The organism is Psychroserpens citreus (assembly GCF_055686305.1).
The window spans coordinates 784,714-798,150 of record NZ_CM145999.1 but is presented as its reverse complement, the minus strand read 5'-3'; the positions used below and the strand labels follow the sequence as shown (position 1 = coordinate 798,150).

At 32.6% G+C, this 13,437-nt stretch carries 12 protein-coding genes; all 12 read left to right on the top strand.

Annotated features, from left to right (window positions below):
- Positions 1–57: 57 nt before the first annotated feature.
- The 12 genes from ACTU6T_RS03665 (at position 58) to ACTU6T_RS03610 (ending at position 13,400) form a co-directional block, all read left to right on the top strand.
- Complete coding sequence (locus ACTU6T_RS03665; protein WP_460219909.1) at positions 58–885, top strand: prephenate dehydratase; 828 nt, start codon at positions 58–60, stop codon at positions 883–885.
- Entirely contained in the window at positions 882–2,027 is a 1,146-nt protein-coding gene (locus ACTU6T_RS03660) for a pyridoxal phosphate-dependent aminotransferase (protein WP_460219908.1), read from the top strand. Before ACTU6T_RS03665 ends, ACTU6T_RS03660 begins: the two co-directional genes overlap by 4 nt.
- Positions 2,028–2,030: 3 nt before the next feature.
- The gene (locus ACTU6T_RS03655) at positions 2,031–2,882 is read left to right on the top strand and encodes a prephenate dehydrogenase (protein ID WP_460219907.1); all 852 of its coding nucleotides are present in this window, start codon (positions 2,031–2,033) and stop codon (positions 2,880–2,882) included.
- Between the two features lie 68 nt (positions 2,883–2,950).
- On the top strand, positions 2,951–4,033 hold the full coding sequence (locus tag ACTU6T_RS03650) for a chorismate mutase (protein WP_460219906.1): 1,083 nt from the start codon (positions 2,951–2,953) through the stop codon (positions 4,031–4,033).
- 178 nt (positions 4,034–4,211) lie between these two features.
- Entirely contained in the window at positions 4,212–5,855 is a 1,644-nt protein-coding gene (locus ACTU6T_RS03645; RefSeq protein ID WP_460219905.1) for a hypothetical protein, read from the top strand.
- Positions 5,856–5,939: 84 nt separating this feature from the next.
- Positions 5,940–6,890 (top strand): ribosome small subunit-dependent GTPase A, encoded by a 951-nt coding sequence (gene rsgA / locus ACTU6T_RS03640; RefSeq protein ID WP_460219904.1) that lies wholly within the window; start codon positions 5,940–5,942, stop codon positions 6,888–6,890.
- 2 nt (positions 6,891–6,892) lie between these two features.
- Positions 6,893–7,345 (top strand): D-aminoacyl-tRNA deacylase, encoded by a 453-nt coding sequence (gene dtd, locus ACTU6T_RS03635; protein ID WP_460219903.1) that lies wholly within the window; start codon positions 6,893–6,895, stop codon positions 7,343–7,345.
- Positions 7,345–7,866, top strand: coding sequence for a metal-dependent hydrolase (locus ACTU6T_RS03630; RefSeq protein ID WP_460219902.1), 522 nt, complete (start codon positions 7,345–7,347; stop codon positions 7,864–7,866). Before dtd ends, ACTU6T_RS03630 begins: the two co-directional genes overlap by 1 nt.
- Positions 7,867–7,995: 129 nt before the next feature.
- On the top strand, positions 7,996–9,867 hold the full coding sequence (locus ACTU6T_RS03625; RefSeq protein ID WP_460219901.1) for a DUF3857 domain-containing protein: 1,872 nt from the start codon (positions 7,996–7,998) through the stop codon (positions 9,865–9,867).
- A 2-nt stretch (positions 9,868–9,869) separates the two neighbouring features.
- Positions 9,870–11,816: a DUF3857 domain-containing protein gene (locus ACTU6T_RS03620; protein ID WP_460219900.1), complete on the top strand. Its 1,947-nt coding sequence runs from the start codon at positions 9,870–9,872 to the stop codon at positions 11,814–11,816.
- Between the two features lie 2 nt (positions 11,817–11,818).
- Positions 11,819–12,145, top strand: a complete 327-nt coding sequence (locus tag ACTU6T_RS03615; protein ID WP_460219899.1) for a nucleotide pyrophosphohydrolase — start codon at positions 11,819–11,821, stop codon at positions 12,143–12,145.
- A gap of 28 nt (positions 12,146–12,173) precedes the next feature.
- Positions 12,174–13,400: a 3-phosphoshikimate 1-carboxyvinyltransferase gene (locus ACTU6T_RS03610; protein WP_460219898.1), complete on the top strand. Its 1,227-nt coding sequence runs from the start codon at positions 12,174–12,176 to the stop codon at positions 13,398–13,400.
- Positions 13,401–13,437 lie beyond the last annotated feature (37 nt).

The following is a 13,437-nucleotide window of genomic DNA, read 5'->3' as shown; positions in this document are numbered from 1 at the left end:
TATAGTTTATTTAAAATAAATATAATATAAGTCTCGATGTAAATCGAGACTTTTTTTATGATAACATCGATAGCCATACAAGGAGTAAAAGGATCATTTCACCATATTGTATCTCAACAATTTTTTGGTGGTAGAGTTGAATTGCGTCAATGTTTAACATTTGATAGTGTAGTTGATAGTATTTTAACCAAAGAAAGTGATGCAGCTATCATGGCTATTGAAAATTCTATAGCAGGATCTATAATCCCAAATTATGCCTTGATAGATGATTATAATTTGCATATAATTGGTGAGCATTATTTAGATATTCAGCATCATTTAATGGCATTGCCAAACCAAACTATTGATGATATTAAGGAAGTGTATTCACATCCTATGGCATTATTGCAGTGTAAAGCATTTTTCAAGCAATATCCACATATTAAGCTTATTGAAGATAAAGATACTGCCGAAGTTGCTCAGCGAATTCAAAAACAGCAAACTAAACAGGTTGCAGCAATTGCTTCGCGATTAGCAGCAGATTTATTTGAACTAGAAATTGTTTCTGAGAGTATTCAAACCATAAAGCATAATGAGACTCGATTTGTGGTTGTAAAAACTAAAAACTCTGAAATTTCCGAAGATCAAATCAATAAGGCTTCAGTAAAATTTGAATTAGACCATAAAAGAGGAAGTTTAGCGACAATTTTAAACGTATTAAGTGATTGTAAGTTAAATTTAACGAAGATACAATCGCTCCCAAAAATTGAAACACCTTGGAAATATGCTTTTTTTGTGGATTTAACTTTTGAAACCTATAAAGATTTTGAAAAAGCAAAATCTATAATGAGTATTATGGCTCAAGATTTTAAAGTATTGGGAGAATATAAAAATGCAAGACTATGATGCAGATTGCTAACCGATTACAAAACGTTGAAGAATACTACTTTTCTAAAAAATTAAGAGAAGTAAGCTTGCTTAAGTCTCAAGGAAAACCAATAATTAATTTGGGTATTGGAAGTCCAGATTTAAACCCTCCAGAACGCGTACTCAACGCTTTGGTGGAAACCTTTAATAATGATGGTGCACATAAGTATCAAAGTTACCAAGGGATCCCAGAATTAAGAGAGGCAATTGCTAGTTTTTATCAGCGTCATTTCAATGTGGCTCTCAGCCCATTGACTGAAGTCTTGCCTTTGATGGGAAGTAAAGAAGGTATTTTGCATATCTCGATGGCATTTTTAAATGAAGGTGATGAAGTGTTAATTCCAAATCCTGGGTATCCAACATATAAATCGGTAACCAACTTAGTTGGAGCAACACCAGTGATGTATGATTTAACAGAAGATAATAACTGGCTTCCAGATTTACTTGCCTTAGAAAAAAGAGGTTTAGAAAAAGTGAAATTAATGTGGGTTAATTATCCACACATGCCAACTGGAGCACAAGCAACCAATAAGTTATTTGAAGACTTAATCACCTTTGCTAAGCGTAATGATATTTTAATTGTTAATGACAATCCCTATAGTTTTATTTTAAATAAATACCCGAGAAGTATATTAAAATATAATGGAGCTTCAGAGGTGTGTTTAGAATTAAATTCGTTAAGTAAAACTTTTAATATGGCAGGTTGGCGTGTTGGAATGTTATTGGGTAAACCTGAGTATATCAAAGCTGTAATTCGTGTTAAAAGTAATATGGATTCTGGAATGTTTTTAGGCATTCAAAAAGGAGCTATAGAAGCATTGAATTGTTCAGATATATGGTATTTAAGTTTAAATAGTGTGTATGAACAACGTCGAGAGATTGTTTGGCAAATTGCCGACGCATTACAATGTACTTATGATAAAACAGCCACAGGATTGTTTGTTTGGGCTAAGCTTCCCGACTACTTGGAAGCTGAAAACTATATTGATGTTATCTTAAAAGAAAAGTCAGTATTCATAACTCCTGGGACCATTTTTGGGAGTAACGGAAATAGGTATATAAGAATTTCATTGTGTGCTCCACAAGAACAGTTGGAAGACGCTTTAGCAAGATTAAAATAACACATGAATAGAGTTTACATAATAGGCGTAGGGTTAATAGGCGGGAGTTTGGCACTAGATATTAAATCTAATAATGACCAAGTAACCGTCTATGGCATTGATTCTAATATGTCACATTTGGATGAAGCTCTTGAGCTAAATATTATTGATGCCATAGCAACTTATGACGATTTAAATTTAGCTGATTTGGTCGTGCTGTCTATTCCTGTGGATAAAGCTCTGATAGAATTACCAAAAGTGTTGGACGCTATTTCAGATGATACTTTAGTGATTGATGTTGGCTCAACAAAACTTCCAGTATGTGAAGCAATTAAAAATCACGAACGCCGTCGTAATTTTTTAGCAACACATCCTATTGCTGGTACAGAATTTTCTGGTCCAAAAGCGGCAATTAGACATTTGTTTCAGAAGAAAACTAACATCATTTGTGAGGTAGAAAAAACCACTTTTAAACTTCAAGAAAAGGCATTGCAATTATTTTCAGATTTAGGGATGCGTATTCGTTATATGAATCCTGAAGCTCATGATAAGCATATTGCTTATGTATCGCATTTGTCACACATCAGTTCGTTTATGTTAGGAAAAACAGTAATAGAAAAGGAAAAGAACGAGCGCGATATTTTTGATATGGCAGGTAGTGGTTTTGAAAGTACAGTACGTTTGGCAAAAAGTTCGCCAGCTATGTGGACCCCAATTTTTAAACAAAATAAAGAGAATGTTATAGAGACTCTTGATGAATATATCAACAATTTAAAACACTTTAAGCTTCTAATGGAAGCTGATGATTTTGAGGAAATCTATAATGAAATGGAAAATACAAATCATATAAAAGATATTTTAAACGGAATACAATAAGAATGTCAGGTAAATATGTCACACTGAGCGCAGTCGAAGTGTAATGAAAACCTGTTTAGTAGAGAATTATGGAAAACAAAAAAGAAATGAGAACATGGTTAGATGATTTAGGATTAAATCATCCATTAGTTATTGCAGGACCATGCAGTGCTGAAACTGAAAATCAAGTATTACAAATAGCACACGAGCTAAAAGATACAGATGTTAATTATTACAGAGCTGGTATCTGGAAACCTAGAACACGTCCAGGTAATTTTGAAGGTGTTGGGGCTTTAGGTTTAAAGTGGTTACAAAAAGTAAAAGAAGAGACTGGTTTAAAAACCGCTACAGAAGTTGCTAATAGAAATCACGTAGAGTTGGCACTAGAGCATGATATCGATTTATTATGGATTGGAGCACGATCAACTGTTAGTCCGTTTATCATGCAAGAACTTGCTGATGCTTTAAAAGGAACAGATAAAGTAGTTCTTGTTAAAAATCCAGTAAACCCAGATTTAGCCTTGTGGTTAGGGGGAATTGAACGTTTGTACACTGCTGGAATTGATAAATTAGGAGCAATTCATAGAGGGTTTTCAACTTATGAAAAATCAAAATATAGAAATATTCCAGAATGGCAATTAGCAATCGAGTTTCAAAATAAGTTCCCAGACCTACCTTTAATTAATGATCCATCTCATATTACAGGAAAACGCGATATGATTTTTGATGTGTCTCAAACCGCCTTAGATCTCAATTTTGACGGTTTAATGATTGAAACACATGTTGATCCAGATAATGCATGGAGTGATGCTGCACAGCAAGTTACGCCTAAACGATTGGTGCAAATCATGGAAGATTTAAGAATAAGAAAAGAAACAGATCCTGAGGCAGAATACAATGCTGAGCTAAATAATTTGAGAGCTCAGATTGATGTTGTAGATCATCAAATTATAGACTTACTAGGTAAAAGAATGAAAGTAGCCGATGGTATTGGACAACTAAAAAAGCAGAAGAATGTTGCTGTGCTTCAAAGCAAACGTTGGAACGAGATCTTAGGAAAAATGGTGCTTGAAGGAGATGAGCGTGGATTAAGTGAAGAATTTATTTTAAGAATGTTTAAAGCTATTCATCAAGAATCGATTAATCATCAGGAAAAGATTATTAATGGGTAATAAATAAAAAAGCTTCACAATTTGTGAGGCTTTTTTATCCTTTAATGACACGCAACTTGAATCCAAAAAAGCGATAAGGATTTAGATTATGACTCTTAATATTTGAAAAGTCAATTAAAAGTCTATTTTTGCTGTTGAAAGTAATTTCTTTCAACATCAACAACTAGATAACTTACTTATGATTAAAAAAATGATGTGCTTATTAATGATGGTTGGTCTCTCATTAATAGTTAATGCACAAACTATTGGACCAATTTCAATCACTCATGGACAAGAAATAGAAGCTGACAAAGAAAAAATTGTTAGAATCGCTGGTGAAGCTAATGGTAAAATTTACACCTTAGCGACTAGAAAAAAAGGGTTTTATATTAAGGTTTTTAAAGCAGATGATATGTCTTTGATTTCAACCAATGAAATTGAAATGAAAGATTTTAAAGATAAAGAACCAGATTTTGAAGATATTACTGTGTTAGATGGTAAAATCTTTATTCTTGGAAGTGTCTACGATAAAAAAGCAAAAGTCTCTAATTTATTAGCAGTTGAGGTTTCCGAAGATGGGAAATTAACAGATAATGCTAGGAAATTGTTTTCTACTAAAGTGACAAAAAAACGCGAAAGAGGTGCGTTTTATTTCAAAGAAGGGCCAGGTCGTGATAGATTATTAATTTTACATGCAGCCTTGTTTGATAAAGAAGAAGTGATTCAATATGAAATCAAACTAATTAATAATAGTCTTAATGTTATTGCAGAGCACATCGAGAAAGTGCCATTTAATGATAGAAAAGGTTTAGAGTTTGATATTGCCGATTTCGACGTCAATTTTAATGATGATATTTTTATTGTTATTAACGAAAGCTTTAGAGATAAAAAGACAAAAACCAATCACGAGAAATTTCAACTACATGCTTTTAAATCGGCAAACGGATTCCAAAAAGAAGTTATCGATATTGCATTTACAGATAAAGAAATTATCAATTGTGAAATGCTTGCCGATGAAAGTGGTAAAGTGAGATTGGTAGGCTTTTACTCAAGTGTAAGAAAAAATGGTAAAGCTAATAAAGAACTTAAAGGTGTTTATGCCTCTGTTGTAGATGTTAATACCAAAAATGTAGATCAATTAAAATTTAACGAGTTTGATTATGATACCAAAGTTAAATTAATTGGTGAGCGTCGTGCTAAAAAAGGTAAAGATGTCAAGCCATTATATGTAACACATAGTTTAGTGCAAAAGAATGATGGTGGGCTTATATTATTATCAGAGTATCAACTTATAATTGTTGGTAGGAGTTCTGGTATTGGACCACTACAAATTACACCTGTTACACATATAAATAATGAAATTATTGTAACTTCAATCAACCCAGATGGATCGGTTGGCTGGTCAAATGTGATTCCTAAAAAACAAAAAGCAGCTTATTCTGCTCTTTCAGTAGGTTTTGCTGCATTTGCTGGGAATTCTAATTTTACAGTTAGTGCTAGTGTTAGTATTCCAATTGGAGTGTTAGGAAAAGGGCCTGAGTATTTAAGTGCTATGCCAATTTATGAAAATGGACAACTTACTGTTTTATTTAATGATAATACAAAGAACTATGGTGTAACTGATATTGAAGAAATTAAATGGTTAGGAAATTATAACAAAGCTGTTCCTGCAGCTGTTATGTTTGATGATAATGGAAAAATGACTCGTGTAGATCAAGAAGATGTTGAAAAATTTCAATTGGTGTTGAGACCAAGAGTGCATTACAGAAGTTCACCAACCGAGTATATTATTTATTCATCTAGGAAGTCTCAAGACAAACTTGGACGTATGAAAATTAACTAAGAATATGTTTTATAAGTTAAAAGGCCGTCAATCGATGGTCTTTTTTTATTGGTTAATGCTACAATAATTAGCATCTTTGTTGTTATGACAGGACTCATTTATAAATCAACCGGAAGTTGGTATACTGTGAAAACAGATCTTGGTGCTACATACCAATGTAGAATCAAAGGGAAATTTCGTATAAAAGGTATTAAAAGTACGAATCCCATTGCAGTAGGAGACATTGTTGATTTTGAGTTAGAAACCAATAATGATGAGGTTACTGGTGTGATATACAATATCCATGACCGTATTAATTATATTGTCAGAAAATCGGTAAACCTATCCAAACAAACACATATCATTGCATCAAATGTAGATCAAGTTTTTCTGCTTATTACCATAGATAATCCACCAACGTTTACAAGTTTTATTGATCGTTTTTTGGTGACTGCCGAAGCCTATTCAGTTAAGACAATTCTCTTGTTCAATAAAATAGACACCTATGATAAAGAGACTTTAGATGAAGTACGCTATTTAGCTCATGTGTACAGAAAGATTGGTTATGAGTGTATTGGTATTTCTGCAGAAACAGGTAAAAATGTAGATAAAGTTAAATCATTAATGGTAGATAATGTAAGTATGTTTGCAGGACATTCTGGTGTAGGAAAATCAACTTTAGTAAATGCGATTGAACCAGGTTTGGATTTAAAAACCAAAGCAATTTCTTCACAGCATAGTCAAGGACAACACACAACCACCTTTGCTGAAATGTTTGATTTGAGTTTTGATGCGAAAATCATTGATACACCTGGTATTAAAGGATTTGGGGTCGTTGATATGGATAAAGAAGAAGTCGGCGATTATTTTCCAGAGTTTTTTGAATTGAAACAAGGTTGTAAATTTAATAATTGTCTTCATGTGGAAGAGCCTAAATGTGCCGTGAAAGAGGCCTTAGATGATGATGAAATTGCCTATTCTAGATATCGAAGTTATTTGCAAATTTTAGAAGGCGAAGATGAGCATTATAGAACTGATAACTGGGAAGGACAATAACGATGAGAGCTGTTATTCAACGTGTATCAAAAGCTTCAGTTACTATTGATAACCAAAAAGTAGCCAATATCAATTCAGGTTTACTTGTGCTGTTGGGAATTGTTAATGACGATACTCAAGACGATATCAAATGGTTGTCTAATAAAATTGCAAACCTTCGTATTTTTTCTGATGAGAATGGTGTTATGAATAAATCACTTCTTCAAATGCAAGATGATGCTATCGTTGTAAGTCAGTTTACCTTACATGCAAGCACTAAAAAAGGAAATCGACCAAGTTATATTAAAGCTGCAAAGCCAGATGTGGCTGTTCTATTATATGAAGCCTTTGTTAAGCAACTGGAATCAGATTTAGGAAAAACAATTCAAACTGGACAATTTGGTGCAGATATGAAGGTTGAATTACTTAACGATGGACCAGTAACTATTATAATTGATACTAAGAATAAACAGTAATGGCATCAGTATTTGGACATGGCTTAGTTGCATACACCACAACAAAAGTGATAGATTCAAAGGCTAGCAAGCTATTAGTGTTTTTAGCTATTGGCTCATCAATGCTTCCAGATTTAGATGTCATAGGGTTTCATTTTGGAATCAACTATATGGATCCATTAGGGCATAGAGGATTTACACATTCAATTCTGTTCACAATTCTATGGAGTGGTATGTTGACCGCTCTGTTTGGGAAAACGAAGAAACGAGTTTTTATGTTAGTCTTGCTGTTATCAACATTGTCTCACGGATTTCTTGATGCGTTGACCACAGGAGGTAGAGGTGTCGGCTTTTTTATTCCCTTTGAAAATTCTAGACACTTCTTTCCATTTAAAATCATAAAAGTATCTCCAATTGGTGTTGAGGAGTTTTTTTCAGAATGGGGACTTCGTGTTATATTGAGCGAGCTAAAATATATAGCAATTCCTTGTGGAATAATATTAATTGCTTTATATGTATCTAAAGGGTTTCAAACCAGATAAAAACACAATAAAACCATAGTATTTTTACGATTTTAAAACCTGTTGATTGTAGAAAAAAAGCTATATTTGAGTAACACTTAACTAAAGCTATTTATGAGGCCCTTTAGAATTCTAATGACATTGATTTTAATGTCATTATCTATATGTTTATATGCACAAGATGATACTGTTTTTGACGCCTATTCTATTCCTATAGAATTAAAAACAAAGGCCAATGCTGTGGTGAGGTATGATCAAACGACTATTGAAATTAAATCTTTTGACAAGTTTATATATACTAACAAACGTATAGTTACTGTATTAAACGCCCAAGGAGATTCCAAGCCTGGAGCTTATGTGCATTACGATAAAAATATCAACATTAGTAAACTTGAGGCTAGAGTCTACAATGCTAATGGAGATGAAATTAAGAAAATAAAAAAAAATGATTTTCAAGATGTGAGTGCCGTTAGTGGCGGAACATTGTATTCTGACAGTCGCGTAAAATATCTAGATTATACCCCAATTAACTATCCTTATACTATATTATTTGAGACTGAAGTGGTATATCATTCAACTGCTTTTTTGCCAAATTGGAACCCTATAGATGGATTTTATGCTAGTACCGAATTTTCAGAATATAAAATTGTTAATGAATCTGATGTTGAAATAAAACTGAAATCATCTAATTTCGAAAATTATACCATAGAGCAGTATAGTGATTATCATTATTCTGCCAAGAATTTGATGGCGCTTAAAAGAGAAGCCTATAGTCCATCATTTGAAACTTTTGCACCCAAACTGAAAGCAGCTTTAACTAAATTTGACATGGAGGGTGTTGTTGGAACAAATAATAACTGGGAAGATTTTGGGAAATGGGTTCATGATAAATTGCTTGTCGAAACTGAGGTGTTACCTGTTGAGGTGGTTAATGAAGTTAAAATGCTTACTCAAAGTGCAACTACCGATTATGAAAAAGCAAAGCGTGTTTATGAATACATGCAAAATAAAACACGTTACATAAGCGTTCAAGTTGGTATTGGAGGTTGGAAACCAATGCTTGCTGGTGAGGTAGATAGATTAGGCTATGCCGATTGCAAAGGGTTGTCAAATTATACTAAAGTGTTACTTAAAGAGATTGGGATTGAAGCAAACTATGCCATTATTTATGGTGATAGAAACCTTCGAAGTATCGATGAAGATTTTTCATCAGTACAAGGAAATCATGCTGTTTTATGTATAACAAATAAAGACAAAGATATTTGGTTAGAGTGTACCAGTCAAACAAATCCCTTTGGTTTTACAGCAGGTTTTACAGACGATAGAGATGCATTGCTTATTACTCCACAAGGTGGAAAAATAGTGCATACAACGGTATACTCAACAGAGGATAATTTACAAGACACCAAAGCAACGATTAACTTTGCTAGTGATGGTTCCATGTCAGCAAACGTCACTATAAAAACTTATGGTTATCAATATGCGCTTCATGAAGGCGTTCAAAACAAGCCATTACGTGAGCAGAAATTAGACTTAAAGGAATATTGGAATTATATCAATAATTTATCAATTGATGAGGTAGAATATCATAACGATAAAGATAGCATCGTTTTCACCGAAAAAGCTAAAGTATCATCACCAAGTTATGCCACTAAAAGCGGGAAACGTTTTTTATTGCAACCAAACGCCTTTAATAAAAAAACGAATATTCCAACGCGATATAAGAAGCGAACATTAGATTTTGAAATTGAGCGTGGATTTATTGATAAGGATGAATTTGTGATTAATATTGATTCTTCACTTAAAATAGAAGCTGTTCCTGATAATGTGTCCATATCCAATCAATATGGCAGCTATTCATTTTCAATTGAAAAGATTTCTGAAAATGAATTATTGTACAAAAGAACCTATATGCTCAATAAAGGCTATTATCCAAAAGAAGATTATAAAGCTTTTCGAGATTTCATGTCTCAAATAGTAAGACATGATAAAACTAAAATTGTATGTATATCAAAAACCTAACTATGAAAACCAACCTAACCATTGTATTAATATTACTTACATTTTGCGTACAAAGCCAAAACTTTAAATTTGGTAAAGTGTCAAAAGAAGATTTCGCTGAGACTATTGATGTTAATGACTCTACAATAGGAGCCATTATGCTCTATCGAAACCATAGAGTCTGGTTTGATTATCAGGACAATAAAGGGTTTGTTCAAGAAGTTGAAGTACATCAACGTATAAAAATTTTGAATAAAAAAGGTCTAGATTGGGCTACTAATAAGATAAGATTATATAATAGATCATCAGCAAATAGTGAAAGTGTACGTGGTTTAAAAGGATATACTTATAATCTTGATGGTGGTGACATGACCAAAGATAAACTCAAAAATGATGGTGTTTTTGATGAAGTTGCAAATAAATATTGGAGATATAAATCCTTTACATTACCAAATGTAAAAGTTGGAAGTATTATCGAGTTTACCTATAAAATAGAATCACCTTATATTCAAATAGATGAAGTAGATCTTCAATATTCTATTCCGATCAAAGTTTTTGATTTGAAAATAACTACACCAGAATATTTTGTGTACAATAAACTCTTAAATCCTAGAGCGTCCTATGTTCCAAAGTTAGATGTGTCAGCTAAAAATGTAACAACACCCTTAGTGTATACAGTAGATATTATTTCTGCAAATTTAAAAGATGTACCAGCTTTAAAAGATGAGCCTTTTGTCAATAATATTGATAATTATAGATCTAAGCTTATTATGGAATTGAGCATGACCAGAATGCCTAGGTCTAATCTAGAATATTATAGTACTTCTTGGGACAAGGTAACAGAGCGTATTTATAAGAATCCTAATTTTGGAGATCAACTTGATAAATCATCGTTTTACAAAGATGATATTGATGCCTTATTATCTGGAATTGAAGATCCAATACAAAAATCACATTTGATATTTAATTATGTGAAATCTAAAATGAATTGGAACGAGTTTTATGGATATAGCTGTGAAAATGGGGTGCGAAAATCATATAAAGAAGGTGTTGGAAACGTAGCGGATATTAATTTGATGTTGGTGTCAATGTTGCGTTACGCTGGGGTAAGAGCGAATCCAGTTTTAGTCAGTACCAAAAATAATGGAATCCCATTATTTCCAACGAGACAAGGCTTTAACTATGTAATTTGTATGATCGAAAATGAAGGGTTTAATGTGTTGTTAGACGCTACTGAACGATATAGTACTTATAATGTATTACCAACTCGAGTGTTAAATTGGCAAGGCCGTGTGATTCGTGAAAATGGAACTTCAGCTTGGATTAACTTAATTCCATCTACATTATCAAATGATGTAACTTCGCTTAATGTGAAAATTAATCCTGATCTAACTATTGAAGGTAAGGTGCGTCAACAAAAAACAAATTATGTAGCAATGAACTACAGAAATCGTTATGCAAACATAAGTGCTGATGAACATATAAAAAGCTTAGAACGTAATAATGGAGAACTTGAAGTTGTTGAAGTGAGTATGGATAATAGAAAAGATTGTAACAAACCTTTAAAAGTTACTTATGATTATAATTTAACTGACGGCATTGAAGATATTGGAGGAAATTTATACTTTTCACCTATGTTATTTTTTGCTTCTGAAGAGAATCCTTTTAAACAAGATACAAGACACTTTCCTATTGATTTGTCTTATCCTTTTTCCGATAGATATATGATTAACATTATGATTCCTGAAGGTTATGCTTTAGAATCCTTACCTTCAAGTGAAAAAATTCAATTTAATGATGTAGGAGATTTTACGTTTTTAGCTAAAGAAAACGGTAGTTTTTTGCAATTAACAGTTGCATTAAATATGAAATCACCAATTATATTAGCAAGTGATTATGAGGTTTTTAAAGGATTTTATTCAAGAGTTATTGAAAAACAATCTGAAAAAATTGTCTTAAAAAAGTTATAACAATGGAAATTAAAAATGCACAATTACAAGTAGATGCATGGATTAAAGAGCATGGTGTACGTTACTTCAATGAGTTAACTAATATGGCTCAACTTACTGAAGAGGTTGGTGAAGTTGCTAGAATTATTGCACGACGTTATGGAGAACAAAGCGAAAAAGACAGCGATAAAGATAAAGACCTAGGAGAAGAATTAGCCGATGTTGTTTTTGTAGTTTTGTGTTTGGCCAATCAAACTGGAATTGATTTACAAAATTCTTTTGATAGAAAAATGGACAAAAAGACAAAGCGCGACCATGATAGGCATCATAATAATGAAAAATTAAAATAAACGTACTCCTCTTTTAGGAAGAAATTTTATGGTTTTACATCTTTATAAATCGAAAGTAAGAAAACAATCTAGCCTAAAGATTACTGGATCAAAGAGCGAATCTAACAGATTACTTTTGTTACAAGCGTTATATCCAGAATTGCATATAGACAATCTCTCTAATTCTGATGATAGTATCGTGATGTCTAAGGCTTTGGCTTCTACCTCTCATGTTGTTGATATTCACCATGCAGGAACTGCCATGCGATTTCTCACGGCTTATTTTGCAAGTAGAAACGAAAGAGAAGTGATATTAACCGGTTCTGATCGTATGAAAGAGCGACCAATTGCTATTTTGGTTGACGCTTTAAACCAATTAGGTGCAAATATTATATACAAGGAATCACAAGGTTGTCCGCCGTTAATTATCAAAGGGCAGCAATTATCAAAACATAAAGTGACACTTAAAGCCAATGTGAGTAGCCAATATATTTCGGCTTTATTACTTATTGCCTCAAAACTAGATAATGGTTTAGAATTAACTTTAGAAGGAGAGATAACATCAATCCCTTATATTAATATGACACTTGATCTATTAAATCAAGTTGGTATTGAAACAGATTTTAATGAGCAAATTATTACTGTTAAACCTAAAGCAGATGGTTTAAAATCTACACAATTAACCGTAGAATCTGATTGGTCCTCTGCGTCTTATTTCTATAGTATTATTGCGTTGAGTCCTATTGGAACAGAAGTTACCTTGTCTTCATATAAGAAAAATTCCCTGCAAGGAGATTCTGTATTGTCAGAAATCTATAAAACTTTTGGTATTGAAACAAGCTTTGAAGACCATGCAATCACTATCAAAAAGGTTGGACAATTTAAAGAGAATTCAGTTGAATTTGAACTTAATAATTCTCCAGATATAGCTCAAACTATTGCCGTTACGTGTTTAGGACTTGGTGCAAAATGTTACTTGACAGGATTACATACGCTAAAAATTAAAGAAACAGATCGATTGGTAGCACTTCAAAATGAGCTCCAAAAGTTGGGTGCTCAAGTAGATATTACAGATGATAGCCTAATATTACATGCTGCCTCAACTATCCGAAAAGACATTACTATTGCAACTTATAATGACCATAGAATGGCTATGGCATTTGCACCTTTGGCTATAAAAACTAATCTATTTATAGAAGATCATATGGTAGTTTCAAAATCATTTCCAACGTTTTGGGAAGACTTAGAAACGCTTGGTTTTATTTTTTCTAAATAAATACTGCATTTTACTTGACAACCCCTATGTTGAGATT